Raw genomic sequence first — 17,662 nt, forward strand, 5'->3', positions numbered from 1 at the left:
AGGACCAAACGGGGGTGAGTCACCTGACGGAGCAGCGCTACCCCACGGTCGCGGAAGTGGTCGCGGCGGCCCGGAGCATGGCGGCCGGTCGGCCGGAAGTGAGCAGGTTGCGGCAGGTCGGCGCCTCGCGCGCAGGACGACCGATCCATCTGCTGTCGGTGGGCGGCGCGGGCCCGGCGGTGCTCGTGGTCGCGGGAGCCCACGCCAATGAGCCGACCGGCGGCTCGACCGTGCTGCGGCTGGCCGAACTGACCCTGCGCGACCCGTCGTTGCGCGCCGACACCGCCTGGCACTTCCTGCTCTGCGCCGACCCGGACGGGGCCCGACTGCACCGCACCCCCGCGCCGCGCTCCCTGTGGGAGTACCACCGGCACTTCTTCCGCCCGGCCGGCCCCGAACAGCCGGAGTGGGCGCCCTCCCTGCTGCCGCCCGACCGGCTGCCCCCGGAGACCCGCACCCTGACGGCGGTCATCGACGAGGTGCGCCCCTACCTCCAGGTGTCCCTGCACGGCACGGACCTGGGGGGCAGCTGGGTGCAGCTCACCCGGGACGTGCCCGGACTGGCGGAGCCCTTCGTCAAGTCCGCCGCGGACCTGCACATCCCGGTGGAGGCCGGCCCCTCGGACGCGGCGGGCTGGCCGGCCTCCGGCCCGGGCGTCCATGTGATGCCCCCGCCGGGCTCGCACCCGGTGTTCCCCAGCATGCCCGACGACGTCCGGCTCAGCACCTGGCACCGGGCGCACCGGTACGGCGGCCTCACCGCGGTCGTCGAGGTGCCCATGTGGGCGAGCGAACTCGTGGGGGACCCCGCTCCGCACCCGGCGCCCGGGCGGGAGCTGCGCCGGCTGTCCCTGCGGCTGCGCGCCGACGCCCGGGTGGTGGAGGGGTTCCTGCGGGAGGCGGCGCCCCGGCTGCCCCGCTCGGACGGCGCCCTGTTGCGGGCGGCGCGGTGGGCGCTGGGGCTCGTGCCGGGACTGGCCGACGACTGGTCGGGGCCGCCGCCGAGGAACGCCGGCGCCGCGTACGTGGGGAGCGTCGACGCCTTCGGCCGGCGGGTGCCGCTCCGGGCCGCCGCGATGCTGCTGCGCGTCCTGAAGGGCCTCGACGACCGGGCGGCGCCGCGGCTGGAACAGGTGGTCGCCCACTGGTGCGAGACGTTCGCTGAGCGGTTCCGGGCCCGGTGGGTGCCGGTGGAGCACCAGGTGGAGCACCAGACGCGCACGGTGCTCGCCGCGGCCCGGCACGCCCGCGCGATCCGGTCCCGGTAGTTCCTCGCCGGTGGGTGTGCACGGCCGCGGCGGCGCGGTCGGCCCCGGAGCGGGAGCGGCCGGGGCCGACCGCTCCCGCAAGGCCCGGGGTCGCTTCACCTCCGGTCACGGGCCTGCTGGCGCACGGTGCGGGGCGACATCCCGTAGGCGTCGCGGAACATCCGGCTGAAGACCGTCGCCCCCGTGAGGCCCCAGCCACTGGCGATGGCGTGGATCGGCCGGTTCTGCTGGGCCGGATCGACGAGGTCGGCGTGACAACGTTCCAGACGGCGGCGGCGGATGACGGCGGACACGGTCTCGCCGCGCTTGCGGAAGAGGTGTTGGAGGGTCCGCAGGGAGATGTGGTGGCGAGCGGCGATCGCCCGCGGGGTGAGGGCGGGGTCGGCGAGGTGGTGGTCGATGAAGGCGTCGATCGTCCGCAGCGTGATCTGTTCCCGGGTCTCGGCGGGAAGCCGGTCCTGGAGGGCGAGTTGCTGGGCCAGGAAGCCGGACGCCAGGTCGAGTGCCGTCCGCTCCAGGAGACGGAGTTCCTGGGGGCTGCACTCGACGGCGTGCGTCTTCAGGGACAAGAGGAACTGGTGGAGGACCCCGCCGAGGCCGTGGTGCGCCGGCAGACCGCAACCGATCGCCGTGCCGAGCCGGTCAGCGGGCAGGGCGAGCGCCGTCCGGGGGATGTGCAGGAGGGTGATCACGGCGCCCGCCCGGTCCGGGGGGCCCGCGAAGTAGGGGTGGGAGGTGTCGAAGAAGACCGCGCCTCCGGTGTCGATGCGGGAGTTCTCGCGGAGCAGGGATATCCCCATCGAGCCACCGGAGACGAAGCCGAGGAGGTACTGCTCCGGGTCGCTCTGCCGGATCAACCGGGGTGTTCGCCAGGAGTCGACCGCGTGGGTGTGGCTGGACACCTCGATCCCGCGCAGGCGCAACACTCCGATCCGGGCGCGGAAGGCAGCGGGATTGGCGATCTTCAGCCGATGGGGCGCCACGGTGCGGGCCACCGCCTCGTGGTACCAGTCGGCCCGGTCCTGCCGGGCGATGCCGTCGGTTGACACCCATGCCCACATGACGGTCCTCCTCTGTCGGTGTGCCTTCCAAGGACTACGACGCCGGCAGCCGCCCCACGGCTCGTTCTTCCCGTCGGTTCGTGGGCCCGCCGGGCATGGTTGCCGGCCCGACGAGACCTCCGGACGGTGTTCGGGCTCGTGCCCGACGGCTCGCCTTCCTGACGGAGCATCAGAAACGCTTGGACGGGCGCCCGGCACGTGAGGTCAAGAATGCCTGCACGCTTCGTCAACTCCCCGTCAGGCCACGGTCATAGCCTGTGGATCGCCCGGGACGCGGACCGAGCGCGAACGGCGCACCGCGTCCTCGGTACCGGCCCCCCCCACAGTCCGTTTTCGTACGCACGACGCGTGGCGCGCAGGGCGGCTTCGGAGGCACGGGCGTCCCGCCCGGCACCGTCCGGACCGACCGCGCGCCCCGGGCGCGGGGGTCCTCCCCCGACGCCCGCCAACTCCTTCTCACCGTGGAGTTCGCCCATGTTGTGGTCAGTACAGCGTTTCCCGCGCACCGCCGTCCGTTCGGCGGCGGTCACCCTCGCGCTCGCCTCGGCCGTCCTCGGTCTGACGGCCCCGTCCCAGGCGTCCCCCGCGTCCGGCGGAGCACCCGCCGCGGTCGCTGCGGCAGGCGCGACCGCCACGTCGACCGTCGGCGGAGCGATCAGCCGGGCGGAGATCGTCAGCCGGGCCGAGTACTGGGTCGCCCAGCAGGTGCCCTACAGCCAGACCAACTACTACCGGGACCCCCAGGGCCGCCCTTACCGCACGGACTGTTCCGGCCTCGTCTCGATGGCCTGGCACCTCGGTACCAGCGCCACCACCTGGACCCTGCCCGACTACTCCAGCCGACTCGGTGACCTGGACGACCTCCAGCCCGGGGACGCGTTGAACGACGTGAACAGCCATGTGGTGCTCTTCGTCGGCTGGACCAACAGCGCCCGGACCACCGCGAACATCATCGAGCACGCCCGACCCGGCACCGTGGCGCGCCGAGGCCAGTACACCCGGTCCTACATCCAGGCCCAGGGGTTCAGGCCGTACCGCTACCACAAGGTCACCGAGAGCCCCGTTCCCGTACCGGACAAGGGGATGACCAACATCACCCCGGTCGGTGACGTGAACGGCGACGGCGCGCCCGACGTGATCGCGGTCGAGACGGCGACCGGTGATCTCTTCCGGTACCTGGGCCCGGGGTACGGGGGCAGCACCCGTACGAAGATCGGGCACGGCTGGAACTCCATCAGCGACATCGTCGGGATCGGTGACCTGACGGGCGACGGCACCGCGGACGCCCTTGCCGTGGAGGCGGAAACCGGGGACCTGTACCGGTACTCGGGACCCGGGTTCGGCGGCAGCACCAAGGTGAAGATCGGCACCAACTGGGACTCGATGGCGCAGCTGACCCCGATCGGTGACGTGACCGGCGACGGGCACCCCGACCTCATCGCGGTCGAACGCTCCAGCGGCGACCTGTACCGCTACAGCGGGCCCGGCTTCGGAGGCGGCACCCGGGTGAAGATCGGCCACGGGTGGAACACGTACCACACGCTGGTGGGCCCGGGCGACCTCACCGGCGACGGCGTCGCGGACCTCCTCGCGGTCCACGCGGAGACCGGAGAGCTCTTCCGGTACTCGGGACCCGGGTACGGCGGCAGCACCAAGGTCAAGATCGGCACCAACTGGGACTCCATGACGAACCTCACCGGCATCGGCGACCTCACCGGCGACGGCGTCCCCGACCTCCTCGCCGTCGACGCGGCCACCCAGAAGCTGTACCGCTACACCGGCCCCGGGTTCGGCGGCAGCACCCGCGTGCAGATCGGCACCAAGTGGTAGCCCGCCGCGGCCGTGGCGTGCGGGCGTACGGACGGCCGGCCGGCCTCGCGGGTCTGCTGACCGTGCTCGCCCTGACCCCGTTCACCGCGCCGACGGCGACCGCCGCATCCGTCGCCACCTGGGACAAGGTCGCCGCCTGCGAGAGCGGCGGCAACTGGAGCATCAACACCGGCAACGGCTACTACGGCGGGCTCCAGATCCACAAGGCCACCTGGGACGACTTCGGCGGGACGCAGTACAGCGGCTACCCGCACCAGGCGACCAAGGAGCAGCAGATCCGCGTCGGCGAGAAGATCCTCGCCACCCAGGGGCCCGGCGCCTGGCCGGTGTGCGGCGCCCGGGCCGGGCTCGGCAACGACGACGCCGAACCGTACCCCGCCGAACCGCCGGCCCCGCAGTCGAAGATGGCGCAGCTGACCCCCGTCGGCGACCTCACCGGCGACGGTGCCGTCGACATGCTCGCGGTGGAGAAGCGGACCGGGGACCTGTACCGCTACTCCGCCCCCGGCTTCGGCGGCGGCACCCGGGCGAAACTCGGCTACGGGTGGAACGGCATGAGCCGCGTCCTCAGCCCCGGTGACCTCACCGGCGACGGTCTGGCGGACCTCCTCGCCGTGGACGCACGGACCGGGGACCTGTACCGGTACTCGGGTCCCCGTTACGGGGGCAGCACCAAGGTGCGGATCGGTACCAACTGGGACTCCATGACGAACCCGACCCCGGTGGGCGACCGGACCGGGGACGGGGTGCCCGACCTGATCGCGGTGGAGGCGTCCAGCGGTGACCTGTACCGCTACTCCGGCCCCGGCTTCGGGGGCGGCACCCGGGTGAAGATCGGCCACGGCTGGAACGCCTACGGCACCCTGGTGGGCCCGGGCGACCTCACCGGCGACGGCGTCGCGGACCTCCTCGCGGTCCACGCGGAGACCGGAGAGCTCTTCCGGTACTCGGGACCCGGGTTCGGCGGCAGCACCAAGGTCAAGATCGGCACCAACTGGGACTCCATGACGAACCTCACCGGCATCGGCGACCTCACCGGCGACGGCGTCCCCGACCTCCTCGCCGTCGACCCCGTCACCGACAAGCTGTACCGCTACACCGGCCCCGGGTTCGGCGGCAGCACCCGCGTGCAGATCGGCACCAACTGGTAGCCCGTTCCCGAGGAGTTCGCCCCCGTGCGGGCCCGGTCCGCACGGGTCCCGGTGCCCCGAGCCCTGCCGAGGGCCGGGGCACCGCGGTCAGCCGGCGGTCACCCGGTAGGTCAGGTGCCCGAAGCCGACGTGGTCCCCGTCCCGCACCACGGCGGAGCCGACGACCCGCCGCCCGTTCACGGTGGTCCCGTTGGTCGACCCCAGGTCGTGCAGCACCCACAGCCCGCTGCGGTGGACCAGCTCCGCGTGCACGCGGGACACCGTCTCGTGGTTCAGCCGCAGCCCGTTGCCGGGGTCCCTGCCTATCCGCAACGGCTGACCGCCCGAGTACCCCGGCAGGAGCAGCTTGGGCAGCCGCTCGCCCTGCCACGCCCTGCGCATCCGCTCGGTGAACCCCGAGACGGCCGACACCCCGCCGAGCACCGCCTGCGTCCAGCGGCGCTCGCTCCGCAAGTCGGCGGTGAGGGCGACGAGTTCTTCGGCGTGCCGGGCGACGAGGGCGAGCTCCATCCGCCGCAGGTAGGTGTCCTGGGACAGCCGGCCCTGGGCGACCCCGTCCCGCAGGGCGGTCAACGCCCGGTCGCGGTCGGTGTCGGAGACCCGGGCGACGGGGGAGAACGGCTCGGCGGGCACCGCGGACACGGACGGCACTGGTCGCGGGAAGGACTCGGAGGACGACGTCACAGGACCGATTGTCGGACAGCGCGCCCCGAGGTGTCCACAAGCGGGCCGGGACACGGGATCTCCTCGAACGGCGGCGCCTCGGTCGTCGTGCGGCGTGCTTGCCGCACCATGGACCACGGGGACCGGAGAAGACGAGAGGTAGTCGTCCGTGCTGTTCGAGGTGTGGGCACCAGAGGCCGGAGAAGTCGTCCTGTACGTCGACGGAACGGACGGCACGGTCGACGTGGAAGGCACCGCCGGCGGGGGCGGGCGCGCCCTGGGCCGGGACCCGGAGCGCCCCGGTTGGTGGGCGGGCGAGGCCGAGGCCGTCGACGGCACCCGGTACGGTTTCCGGCTGGACGGCGGGCCGGTCCTGCCCGATCCGCGTTCCCGCCGCCAACCGGACGGCCCGGAGGGGCTCAGCGCGGTCGTCGACCACGGCGCCCGTCCCTGGCGCGTCCCCTGGTCGGGCCGGGAGCTGACCGGCGCGGTGCTGTACGAGCTGCACCTCGGCACCTTCACCCGGGAGGGCACCTTCGACGCGGCGGCCACCCGGCTGGAGCACCTGGCCCGACTGGGGGTCACCCATGTGGAGCTGATGCCCGTGTGCCCCTTCCCCGGCCGGCACGGCTGGGGCTACGACGGGGTGTCGCCGTGGGCCGTGCACGAGCCGTACGGGGGGCCGGCCGGTCTGCGGCGGTTCGTGGACCGGTCCCATGAGCTGGGCCTGGGCGTGGTGCTCGACGTGGTGCACAACCACCTGGGTCCGTCCGGCAACCGGCTGTCCGCGTTCGGCCCGTACTTCACCGACGCCCACCGCACTCCGTGGGGCGAGGCCGTGAACCTGGACGCGCCCGGCTCCGACGAGGTCCGGGCGTACTTCCGGGACAGTGCGCTGGCGTGGCTGCGGGACTACCGGTTGGACGGACTGCGGCTGGACGCCGTGCACGCACTGCGGGACACCCGCGCGTACCCGTTCCTGGAGGAGCTGTCGGCGGCCGTCGACGCGCTCGCCGAGGAGTCGGGACGGCCGTTGTTCCTCGTCGCGGAGTCCGACCTCAACGACCCCCGGCTGATCACCCCGCGCCGCCACCACGGGCTCGGGTTGCACGCCCAGTGGAACGACGACTTCCACCACGCGGTGCACACCGCGCTCACCGGGGAGGCCGGGGGCTACTACGCGGACTTCGCCGAAGCACCCTTCGCGGCGCTCGCCAAGACGCTGACGGGCGGCTACTTCCACGACGGCACGTACTCCTCGTTCCGCGGACGCCGACACGGCCGCCCCTTGGACCGCGCCCGCGTCTCCGGGCACCGGTTGCTGGGGTACGCGCAGACCCACGACCAGGTCGGCAACCGGGCCCGTGGCGACCGGCTGTCGGCGACGCTGTCCCCGGGGCTCCTCGCGTGCGCGGCGACCCTGACCCTCACCGGGCCGTTCACCCCGATGCTGTTCATGGGGGAGGAGTGGGCGGCCTCGACCCCGTGGCAGTACTTCACCGACCACCCGGACCCGGACCTCGCCGAGGCCGTCCGGGCCGGCCGGCAACGGGAGTTCGCCGCGCACGGCTGGGCCGCGGGGGACGTGCCCGACCCGCAGGACCCGGCGACCCGCGAACGGTCCTGCCTGCGGTGGTCGGAGGTGGCGGACGCGCCCCACGCCCGGGTGCTGGCCTGGTACCGGGAGCTGATCGCCCTGCGCCACCAGCAGCCCGACCTCACCGACACGGACCTGTCGGCGGTCCGGGTGATGTGCGACGAACGGGCCCGGTGGATCGCGTTCCGCCGCGGTGACGTGCGGGTGGTCGTCAACGCCGGCCCGCAGGCCGTCTCCGTCCCGTTCGGCAGCCGTCCCGCGCGCGTACTGGCCTCCTGGGACCCCCTCTCGCCGCCGGGCGTCGAGGGGCTGCTCACCGTACCGGGCGAGTCCTGTGCGGTCCTCCTCCAGCCCTGAGCGCCGCCTCGGCCGTCGGACGCGCAGGTCCGACGGCCGGCGCGCCCTCAGTCGTCGTCGCTGAGCAGCTCCAACAGGATCGGTTCCCAGGCACGGGCGAGTTGGGTGCGCAGCAGCGGCACCGGACTGTCGTCGGTGCCGTGCAGGCGGTCCGCGAGCCGGATCACGGTGTCGCAGCGGGCGAGCCAGAGGCCCCGCAGGCACTCGCGGGCGCCGTAGCCCGCGAGGGTCGCCGCACGGACCGCGGCCGGGGCCCCCACCGAGATGCACAGCCCGCCGATGTCCTCCGCCGGGTCACCGACGAAGGCGTCGGTCCAGTCGAGGACCCCGCAGATGTGCCCGTCCCCGGTGACCCGCAGGTGCTCCCCCTTGAGGTCGCCGTGGATCACCACCTCGGCGCTGCGCGGGGCGAGTTGTGCCACCGCGCGGGGGGTCAGCCGGGCGAGCCCCGCCACGTCGAACTCCCGGTCGGGGACGAGCAGCCAGGCGGCGTGCCGCGCGCCGGCGCGCAGCTCGTCCAGTGGGCGGGGCGGTGTCCGGGGCAGGCCCAGGGCGTGGGCGTCCTTCGCGGACGCCTCCCGCAGTCCGGACAGCAGGGCCGCGAGGTCCGACTCGCCGGCAGCCGAGACGGGCGCGTCCTCGCCCGAGGCTCCGAGCAGCCGGTGGTCGAGGGTGTGGGCCAGGACGCCGTTCCAGGTGCCGGAGGCGGCGCTGGCAGGCACCGGCACGCCCACGTGCCGGCGGACCAGTTCGCGCAGCCGCAGTTCGCGCGTCAGTCGCGCGGACGTCGTGCGGTCGGGTGCCATCCGCAGCACGTGACGGGTGCCCACCCACCAGGTGAAGAACTCGCCGCCCTCGGTGACGGCCCGCACCCGGGGGGCGTCGTCGGGTGCGGCGGCCGTGGCACGGTCGGTCGGCTCGGTCGGGGTTTCGTGCAGGAGCGTGCGGGCCAGGTGCCGCACCTCGTCGTCGGTGGGGCGCGGGGCGCGGTCCGGGGGCGGGCCGCCCGACGGCTGGTGGCCGGGGGGCGGGGCGGGGTCGAGGCGTCGCCGGTCATCGGTGGGAGGTCGCTGCATCTCTCGATTCCAGGGCCGGTCCGTCGCGCGGCTCAGTGCACGATCGCCATGTCGCGCGCGGTGTTGTTGAGTCGACGACCGCCGTCCTCGGTGACGGTCACGATGTCCTCGATCCTGACGCCGAATCGCCCCGGAAGGTAGATGCCCGGCTCCACCGAGAAGCACATCCCGGGGACCAGCGGCTGTTCCTCGCCCTCGATCATGTAAGGCGGCTCGTGGGTGGTCACCCCGATGCCGTGGCCGGTGCGGTGGATGAAGAACTCGCCGTACCCGGCGTCCTCGATGTGCGCGCGGGCCGCCCGGTCGACCTCCTGGCAGGCGATGCCGGGGCGGACCGCGCGGACCCCGGCCTCCTGGGCCTCGCGGACGATGTCGTGCACGGTCTGCTCGGCCACCCCGGGCTCCCCCACGTGCACCGTGCGGGAGGTGTCGGAGCCGTAGCCGTGCAGGAGCCCGCCGAAGTCCAGGACCACCGTGTCGCCCTCCCGGATGACCCGGTCTCCGGCCTCGTGGTGCGGGTTGGCCCCGTTGGGTCCGGAGCCGACGACGGTGAAGTCGACCTGGGTGTGTCCGAACCGTCTGAGCAGGTCCGCCAGGTCGCCGGCGACGTCGGTCTCCTTGCGGCCCGCGAACGGAACCCCCTTGATCTCCTCGTAGGTGGCGTCCGCGGCGGCGCCGGCCGCCGTCAGGCGTTCGAGTTCGGCCGCGTCCTTGACCGCGCGCAGCATGGGCAGGGCGGTCGTCAACGCCGTGTACGTGGTGTCGGGCAGGGCCCGCTGGAGTCCGAGCAGGTGCATGGCCCAGGCGTTGTCGCTGACCGCGAAGCGGCCGGCGGGGCCGAGTAGCGGCGCCGTCGCGGCGTAGGGGTCCTGGCCGTCGGTCCAGTCGCGCAGGGCGAGTGCCGGGGCGCCCGGCGCCTGCTCCGCGTCCGGGGCCTCCAGCGTCGGCACCACGAGCACGGGGTCGCTGCCGGGGGCCACCACGAGCGCGGTGAGGCGTTCGGTGATCGCCGTGGGCCGGTACCCGGTGAGCCACACCAGGTCCGGGCCGGGCGCCACGACGATTCCGTCGAGGCCGGCCTCGGCCGCGGCGTGCGCGGCGCGGGCCAGGCGCGCGGCGTAGTCGTCCGCCGTGAACGGTGCGGGGGTGCTGGTCATGGATGCCTCCGTCCCTTCGGCCCCGTTCCCGCACCAGCGGGAGCGGGCCCCGGGGACGCGTGCTCGCCCCTCGGTCAGCATCCTGCCCGGGCGCACCGGGTGACGCGACTCCGTTACGGGCGCCGCCCCCCGTCCGGCCGCCCCCCGTACCCGGCCGGACGAGGGGCCGGCGGCGGGTCACCCGGTGGTGGCCCGGGCGGCGGTCCTCCAGGCGAACGGCAGGCCCGGGTTCGCCGGCACGATGCCCGGCCCCCGACCGAACGGCGCACGGGGCGTGCGCGGGCGGAGCGCCCCCATGCCGTGGGACAGGTGCTCGGAGGCGTACCGCCGGCACTCGCGGTGCCAGGTCAGGATGCCGGCCAGCCAGTTCTCCAGTTCCTTGACGTACCCGGCGAGCAGCTCCCGGGCCTCGTCGTCGAGGTCGAAGTCGTCGTAAAGGATCGGCAGTTCATGGGCGACGACGTGCTGGAACTGGCGCAGTCGACCGTTCATCAGGTCGTGGACGATCGAGACGCCGGTCGGGTAGTCGCAGCCGAAGAAGTTCTGGACGACGAGGATCAGGTTGTGCACCTCGCCCTCGTACTCGATCTCCTTCTGGTAGGAGAACACGTCGTTGATGAGCATCCCGTAGTCGATGGCGGCGTTCTCCAGCGAGCGCATCGGGCCGCTCTCGTAGACCTCGGGCGGGACCTTCTTGCCGTGGGCGATCCGGGCCAGGCTCAGGGTGAGGTCGGAGCCGAACGTTCCCCTGCGCATCTCGACGTAGTCGACGGGGTCGGGGATGCGGTGCTGCACCTGGTTCGTCAGCTCCCACGTCCAGGCGTCCAGCATCGACTCGACGGCCCTGCGGAACATCAGCCGTGCCTCGCGGTCCATGGGGCCCGCCGTCCTCGCCCACAGGTCCACCAGCCCCCGTTCCAGGGCGTTCGCCGGGGCAGCCCCGGGCGCGTCGGTGCGCCCTCCCCCGACGTGGTCCGGCCTCGCGGTGGTAAGCGGACCGTCCACCGGCATGAGCGCCTTCAGCCGTTCGGTGAGCGCCTTGGCCCCCGCCAGGTCGCGGGAGCGCCCGTACACCACCGGGTACCAGTCGTCCCCGTAGGTGCCCCAGGCCAGCCAGGCCGCACTGAGGTCGAGGGCGGCCCGGGTGCCCGTCGGATCGAGCCCGGCGGAGCACAGCGCCAGGTCGTAGCGGCGTAGCGCCGCCTCGTCCCACAGCCCCTCATGGACGAAGCCGACGGCCCGGCACCAGTCGACGAGCCCTTCGCGGGCCGCCGCCAGGTGGGGGTTGAGCGTGGTCGTGAACGGCAGTTGGAAGTCCGGGAGGATCGACGGGCCGACCCGTTGGTGGGGGACGTGAGCGTGGGCGCGCAAACGCGCGGAACCGGCCGCGCCGAGCAGTTCCGCGATCCGGGACGACGCGGTGCCCGGGCCGGTGGGTCCGCCCAGCGGCGAACTCTCCTTGACCGCACCCTCGTTCATGTAGCGGCTGGAGCGCAGGTGCCACTCGTGGCCGCCGGACTGCCAGTCCTGGAGGCCCTTCACATAGGCGGCGACCGCGGCGCACTGGGTCGGGTCGAGCCCTTCCTCGACGCAGAGGGCGGGGGTCTCCGTGAGCGCGGTGTGTTCGAACTGGTGGAGGCGCGAGGTCAGGATGTCGTTGACCGTGTCGGCGGCCTCCTGGGTGGTGCAGTCGAAGAACGTCTCCAGGACCAGGACGCCGTTGCTGAGTTCGCCCTCCTCCTCGACCTCGCGCTGGTAGGAGAAGAGGTCGTTGCGCAGGTGGACGCCGTCGGAGAACGTCTCCATGAGGACGCGCAGCGGACGGGAGCGGGCGACGGCGGCCGGGACCTCGGCGGTGGCGTACTCGACGAGTCCGGCGGACCACGGTGCGCCCCCCACCTTGCGGCGCATCTCGATGTACTCGACGGGGTTGGCGATCCGTCCCTCGTTGATGTTGGACAGTTCCCAGAGCGACTCGTTGAGCAGGTGTTCCGTGCTGACCGCGAATCTCATCCGCCACGCCGACGACATCGACGGCACGGTACGGGCCCACAGGTCGGCGAGTCCGGCCTCCACCGGGTTCGTCGGTTCGGGCACGGGCGTCGACGGGTCCCTCGGCATGAACAGCGGGAGCCGGTCCAGGTACGCCTTGCCGCCCGCCCGGTCCTGGCTGCGTTTGAAGGTCTCCAGGAAGTGGTCGTCGAAGAAGAACACCCAGACGTACCAGTCGGTGATCAGCGACAGGGCCGGGCCGTCGCAGTCGGGGTGGGTGTAGGCGCAGAGCAGGGCGTAGTCGTGGGCTTCGAGGTCGTCGAGGTCCCAGATGCCGGAACCTTCCAGCATCCCCATCGCGCGGGCCCACGCGCGGGTGTGGGCCCGGGCCTCTTCAAGACGGGGGTTCAGGTTCGCCTCGTACGGCATGTAGAACTTCGGTAGTTCGAACGGCTGGGTCATGGCCCCGCCCTACCCCGGCGCCGGCCGCGCATCCGCGACTCATCCCATGATCGCTCCATAGCGTGAAACGACGACCGGCCGAACGGAGAATCCCGAGGTCGGACCCCGGAGAACCGTCGCACACGCGTTCGCCGCACAGGAGTACACACCCCGGGAGTGCGGTGCCGGACGACCTCCGCGGGGGCGGGGCGGGGGCGCCGGGACGTGTGCCCGACGCCCCCGAAGGTCGCTCAGCCCTCCTCGGGCGCCAGTCGCAGCGAGATGCTGTTGATGCAGTACCGCTGGTCCGTCGGGGTCTGGTACCCCTCACCCGCGAAGACGTGCCCGAGGTGGGAGCCGCACCGGGCGCAGCGCACCTCGGTGCGGGCCATCCCGTGCGAACGGTCCTCCAGCAGTTCGACCGCGTCGCTGTCCTTGGGATCGAAGAAGGACGGCCAACCGCAGTGCGAGTCGAACTTGGTCTCCGAGGTGAAGAGCTCCGCCCCGCACGCGCGGCAGGAGTAGACGCCCTCGGTCTTGGTGTCCGTGTACTCACCGGTGAACGCCGGCTCCGTACCGGCCTGGCGCAGCACCGCGTACTCCGCCGGTGCCAGTTCGGCACGCCACTGCTCGTCCGGCTTCTCGATGTCGTACGCCATGGAACGGTTCCTCACTTCCGTCGACCGAGCCCGTCCGGAGCGGACCCGCACCGTCCGCGGTGCGGGTCCCGCCCGGCTACTCGGCGAGTCGGTCCAGGATCAGCGGGCCGAGGTCCGTGACGTCGCCCGCGCCCATGGTGAGAACGAGGTCGCCGGGTCGTGCCATTCCCGCCACGACCTCGGGAGCCGAGTCCTTGTCGTGCACGGCCCGCACCTCGGCGCCCGCGGCCCGTGCGGCGTCGATGATCAGCGCACTGGTGACGCCCGGAACGGGGTCCTCGCGCGCGGGGTAGATGTCCAGCACCACGGAGGAGTCGGCGAGGGTCAGGGCCTCGCCCATCTCCTTGCCGAGTTCCTGGGTGCGCGAGAACAGGTGCGGCTGGAAGAGCACCAGGATGCGGGCGTCCCCGACGGCGGCGCGCATCGCTTCGAGGTCGGCCGTCATCTCGGTCGGGTGGTGCGCGTAGGAGTCGATGACCTGGACCCCGGCCTGCTCGCCCTTGAGCTGGAGGCGGCGCTTGACCCCGGTGTAGGAGCCGAGCGCCCGGGCGAGGTCATCCGCGGGCACGCCGAGCGCCACGCCGGCGACGAGGGCGGCGACGGCGTTGTGCGCGTAGTGGCTGCCGGGCACCGAAACGGTGAAGGTCAGCTCACGGCCGTCCAACAGGACGGTGACCTCGCTCTTGAGGCCCTGCGGGACCACCGAGAGCACCCGGACGTCGGCGTCGGCGGACGCGCCGTAGGTGACGACGCGCGCCCGGGAACCCACCCGGCGGGTGAGTTCCCGGGCGCCCTCGTTGTCGGCGGAGACGACCAGGGTGCCGCCGGGCACGATGCGGTCGGTGAACGTCTCGAAGGACTCGTAGATCTCGTCCATCGAGGCGTAGTTGGCGTGGTGGTCGAGTTCGACGTTGAGGACGATCGCGACCTCGGGCGCGTACTTGTGGAAGCTGCGGTCGCTCTCGTCGGCCTCCGCCACGAAGATCTCACCGCCGCCGTGTTCGGCGTTGGAGCCGGGGGCGTCGAGATCGCCGCCGATGGCGTACGAGGGGTCGAGGCCGAGCGTCCGCAGGGAGACCGCGAGCATCGAGGTGGTGGTGGTCTTGCCGTGCGTCCCGGCGACGGCGATGGGGCGCAGCCCCGTCATCAGGGAGGCCAGGGCGTCGGCGCGGTGGACCACGGGCACCCCGAGGACCGCGGCCCGGGCCAGCTCCGGGTTGTCGGGGCGGATCGCCGAGGAGACGACGACGCAGCTGGCGTCGTCGGCGAGGTGGTCGGCGGCGTGGCCGATGTGGACGGTGACGCCCTGCGCCCGCAGCGCCTCGGCGGTACGGGACTCCTTGGCGTCACTGCCGGCGACCTTGGCACCGCGCCGGGCGAGGATCTTCGCGATGCCCGACATTCCGGCGCCGCCGATGCCGATGAAGTGCGGTCGGTCCATGGCGGTGGGAAGGCCGGGTGCCATGCGTGTGTCTCCCTGGGTGGTGTGGCGCTGCGCGCTGCTGATCGTGGCTGCTCGGGTGGGGCTGCGCCCGCCGCGCGCCGGGTCGGCAGCCGGTCCCGTACGCCCGAGGGCTCCCGGACGCGCTGGTGGGGCGGCCGGGAGCCACAGCCTATGCCTTGCTGTGCGAGAACAGTTTCAGGACCGGGACGCCCACCTTGTGGCGGGCGCGGGAGGCCCAGTCGCGGTGGAAGAACTCCTCCACGTAGTGCGGGTCGGTGAGGACGATGACCTCATCGGCCCCGACCTCGTCCACCAGTGACTTCAGGGCGTCCAGGGGGTGGTTGTCGACCAGTCGGCCCTCGGCCCGGCACCCGGCGGCCCGCAGGGCCGTCAGGGAGACGTTCAGCGCCTGGCGCGCCGGTTCGGCCGCCTCGTCGCCCTCGGGGGTCTCCCCCTCGCGGGCCGCTTCCTCCAGCTCGCCCAGGGCCACGTCGTCGATGGCGCGCAGCAGGCGGTCCGCCTGGTCACCGCGGGGCTGGAGCAGTACGTGGAAGGTGGCGCCCTCATCACCGTGCAGGGTGGTGACGAACTCCACGTCGACGGACGTGAGGGCCTTTTCGATCATCAGTACGCTCGTGAACACGTCGGGCGCCCTTCTCCATCCGGGGGCCGTCCACGGCCCCTGCGGAAACCATCCTGCCCCGTGATCGCACGGGGTCTGCGTGCTTTAGTCTGCCCGCAGGAAGCTAAGCGGAACAGATCATTCCGCCGAATGTCAGCCTCGGTGGTACCGAGCGAACAAGAAGCCGTCCTCTTCGAGCAGTGACCCGAGGGAGAACCGTTCGGGCACGGGGAGGTCCGGCCCTCCCGCGATGCGCTGCGCGGTCCCGGCCGTGAGCATCGGCGACAGCGTCAGGCACAGCTCGTCGAGCACGCCGGCCGCCACGAACTGTCCGAGCAGCCGGGGCCCCCCTTCGGTGAGCAGGCGGCGCAGCCCCCGGTCCGCGAGGGCCCGTACCGCCCGAGCGGGCTCCACGGCGGCACCGTCCCCGGCGATCACCACCTCGACGCCCGCGGCACGCGCCGCGGCGAGCCGGTCGGCGGGGGCGCTCGCACCGGTCACCAGGAGGCTGGGCACCAGGGGCTCGGTGAACAGCGGCAGCCCGAAGTCCAGGTCGAGGCCCGCGCTCACCACGGCGACGGCGGGGGCGGGCCCCTGTCCGGCGGCGGACCGTCGGGCCGCGAACGCCTCGCGGGCGCGGGCCGGTCGGTAGCCCTCCTGGCGTACCGTTTCTGCACCGACCACGACGACATCGGCGAGCCCGCGGAGGGTGCCGAAGATCCGCATGTCGGTGGCGTTGGAGAGGGGCTGCGAACGGCCTTCGTGCTGGGCCGCGCCGTCGAGCGCGGAGACCATGTTGGCGCGCAGCCAGACCGCGGGCCCCGCGGGGTAGGCGTAGGCGTCCGCGAGTTCGTCGAGGCTCCACTCCCGGTCCTGCGCGGGCGCGGGCGGGGCGTCCGACGCGGGCGCTGGCGGCACGTCCTGGACGGGCGCGGGCTGCGCGTCCTGCGCGGGCGAGCCGGCCGCCGGGGCGGATGCGGGTGCGTCGCCGGTGCCGGTGGCGCCCACCGCTCGCGGACGGCCGGGTGTCTGGTCGGTCACAGGGAACAGGCGTCGCATGTCGTGCAGTCTCGCACGGCCCTTAGAGTGGGGAATCGTGTCCTCATCCACCGCAGCCGCGGGCCCCAGCCCCATAGCCGACGTCGTTCCCGTGTCCCTCTGCGCCCGTGAGCCGCAGGTGCCCGCGGAGCGTCTGGTCGCCGAGATGGTCCCCCCGCCCCGCTTCGACGCGGTCCGTTTCGCTACGTACATCCCGGACCCCGACCAGCCGAGCCAGAGCGAGGCCGTACGGGTGCTCAGCGGCTTCGCGGCCGGGCTGGGCGGGGCGCACGCGACCGGGGCCGGCAAGCGGCGGTGGTTCGGCGGTCGGGCCAAGCCGGCGGCGCCCTCGGGCCCGCGCGGCGTCTACCTGGACGGCGGCTACGGCGTCGGCAAGACGCACCTGCTCGCCTCGCTGTGGCACGCGACCCCGGCACCGCCCGCCCTCAAGGCCTTCGGGACCTTCGTGGAGCTGACGAACCTGGTCGGCGCGCTGGGCTTCCAGCAGACGGTACGGACCCTCGGCGGCCACCGCCTCCTGTGCATCGACGAGTTCGAGTTGGACGACCCCGGGGACACGGTGCTCGTCTCCTCCCTGTTGGGGAAGCTGGTCGACGAGGGCGTGGCCCTGGCCGCCACCTCGAACACGCTGCCGGGCAAACTGGGCGAGGGCCGGTTCGCCGCGGCGGACTTCCTCCGCGAGATCCAGGGCCTGTCCGCGAAGTTCCACCCGCTGCGCATCGACGGCGAGGACTACCGGCACCGGGGCCTGCCCGAGGCTCCCGCACCGCACTCGGACGAACAGGTCACCAAGGCGGCCTACGCCACGCCCGGCGCGTCGCTGGACGACTTCCCCCAACTGCTTGCCCACCTCGCCCGGGTGCACCCGAGCCGGTACGGAGCGCTGACGGACGACCTCAGGGCCGTCTGCCTCACCGGTGTCGAGCCGGTGCCGGACCAGTCGAAGGCACTGCGGCTGGTCGTCCTGGCCGACCGTCTGTACGACCGGGAGGTGCCGGTCCTCGCGTCCGGCGTCCCCTTCGACCGGTTGTTCAGCGAGGAGATGCTGAAGGGCGGCTACCGCAAGAAGTACTTCCGGGCCATCTCCCGGCTCACCGCGCTCGCCCGCGACGCCCGGACGCTCGTCGAGCACTGACGCTCCCTACGCCTGCCCCGCTGCGCGGGGAGGCACGGACCGAGCGGCACGGACCGGCGGGGCACGGGCCGGCGGGGCACGGCCGCCGCATGACCGCTGCCGCGGCTCCTCCGCCCCTCCCCCGCCGCGCCGCCTCCGACCCCGTCCTGC

General features: G+C 73.2%; 14 protein-coding genes. 5 read left to right on the forward strand and 9 right to left on the reverse strand.

All coding sequences use genetic code 11. The features are described 5' to 3' along the window. The first annotated feature begins 14 nt into the window (after window positions 1-14). On the forward strand, window positions 15-1,268 hold the full coding sequence (locus ACFWIA_RS25845) for a M14 family zinc carboxypeptidase (protein ID WP_387009005.1): 1,254 nt from the start codon (window positions 15-17) through the stop codon (window positions 1,266-1,268). A 95-nt stretch (window positions 1,269-1,363) separates the two neighbouring features. Here the strand turns inward: ACFWIA_RS25845 and ACFWIA_RS25850 are convergent, their stop codons facing one another. Beyond that, window positions 1,364-2,329, reverse strand: a complete 966-nt coding sequence (locus tag ACFWIA_RS25850; protein ID WP_387009006.1) for a helix-turn-helix domain-containing protein — start codon at window positions 2,327-2,329, stop codon at window positions 1,364-1,366. Between the two features lie 474 nt (window positions 2,330-2,803). Between ACFWIA_RS25850 and ACFWIA_RS25855 the strand changes: the two genes are divergently transcribed. Then, entirely contained in the window at window positions 2,804-4,159 is a 1,356-nt protein-coding gene (locus tag ACFWIA_RS25855; protein WP_387009008.1) for an FG-GAP-like repeat-containing protein, read from the forward strand. After that, window positions 4,153-5,310 (forward strand): transglycosylase family protein, encoded by a 1,158-nt coding sequence (locus ACFWIA_RS25860; RefSeq protein ID WP_387009010.1) that lies wholly within the window; start codon window positions 4,153-4,155, stop codon window positions 5,308-5,310. Before ACFWIA_RS25855 ends, ACFWIA_RS25860 begins: the two co-directional genes overlap by 7 nt. Before the next feature lie 87 nt (window positions 5,311-5,397). Here the strand turns inward: ACFWIA_RS25860 and ACFWIA_RS25865 are convergent, their stop codons facing one another. After that, a complete protein-coding gene (locus tag ACFWIA_RS25865; protein ID WP_387009082.1) occupies window positions 5,398-5,943 on the reverse strand; it encodes an FHA domain-containing protein in 546 nt (181 codons plus the stop codon). Window positions 5,944-6,142: 199 nt separating this feature from the next. Here ACFWIA_RS25865 and treZ point away from each other — a divergent pair, with 199 nt between their 5' ends. Continuing rightward, entirely contained in the window at window positions 6,143-7,927 is a 1,785-nt protein-coding gene (gene treZ / locus ACFWIA_RS25870) for a malto-oligosyltrehalose trehalohydrolase (protein WP_387009012.1), read from the forward strand. A gap of 47 nt (window positions 7,928-7,974) precedes the next feature. Here the strand turns inward: treZ and ACFWIA_RS25875 are convergent, their stop codons facing one another. The 7 genes from ACFWIA_RS25875 to ACFWIA_RS25905 all read right to left on the reverse strand — a co-directional run bounded on the left by ACFWIA_RS25875 (window position 7,975) and on the right by ACFWIA_RS25905 (window position 16,377). Then, complete coding sequence (locus ACFWIA_RS25875) at window positions 7,975-9,003, reverse strand: phosphotransferase (protein WP_387009014.1); 1,029 nt, start codon at window positions 9,001-9,003, stop codon at window positions 7,975-7,977. 32 nt (window positions 9,004-9,035) lie between these two features. Beyond that, window positions 9,036-10,160, reverse strand: a complete 1,125-nt coding sequence (locus ACFWIA_RS25880; RefSeq protein WP_387009015.1) for a M24 family metallopeptidase — start codon at window positions 10,158-10,160, stop codon at window positions 9,036-9,038. A 177-nt stretch (window positions 10,161-10,337) separates the two neighbouring features. Further along, window positions 10,338-12,614, reverse strand: coding sequence for a germacradienol/geosmin synthase (locus ACFWIA_RS25885; protein ID WP_387009017.1), 2,277 nt, complete (start codon window positions 12,612-12,614; stop codon window positions 10,338-10,340). A 230-nt stretch (window positions 12,615-12,844) separates the two neighbouring features. Further along, entirely contained in the window at window positions 12,845-13,252 is a 408-nt protein-coding gene (gene msrB / locus ACFWIA_RS25890) for a peptide-methionine (R)-S-oxide reductase MsrB (protein WP_387009018.1), read from the reverse strand. Between the two features lie 76 nt (window positions 13,253-13,328). Then, entirely contained in the window at window positions 13,329-14,717 is a 1,389-nt protein-coding gene (gene murC, locus ACFWIA_RS25895) for a UDP-N-acetylmuramate--L-alanine ligase (protein ID WP_387009020.1), read from the reverse strand. Window positions 14,718-14,865: 148 nt separating this feature from the next. Continuing rightward, window positions 14,866-15,339 (reverse strand): indole-3-glycerol phosphate synthase, encoded by a 474-nt coding sequence (locus ACFWIA_RS25900; RefSeq protein WP_385493389.1) that lies wholly within the window; start codon window positions 15,337-15,339, stop codon window positions 14,866-14,868. A 132-nt stretch (window positions 15,340-15,471) separates the two neighbouring features. After that, window positions 15,472-16,377 (reverse strand): pyrimidine reductase family protein, encoded by a 906-nt coding sequence (locus ACFWIA_RS25905; protein ID WP_387009022.1) that lies wholly within the window; start codon window positions 16,375-16,377, stop codon window positions 15,472-15,474. A 37-nt stretch (window positions 16,378-16,414) separates the two neighbouring features. Here ACFWIA_RS25905 and zapE point away from each other — a divergent pair, with 37 nt between their 5' ends. Further along, window positions 16,415-17,512, forward strand: coding sequence for a cell division protein ZapE (zapE, locus tag ACFWIA_RS25910; protein WP_387009024.1), 1,098 nt, complete (start codon window positions 16,415-16,417; stop codon window positions 17,510-17,512). Window positions 17,513-17,662 lie beyond the last annotated feature (150 nt).

The organism is Streptomyces sp. NPDC127068, from assembly GCF_042724695.1.
Lineage (GTDB): Bacteria > Actinomycetota > Actinomycetes > Streptomycetales > Streptomycetaceae > Streptomyces.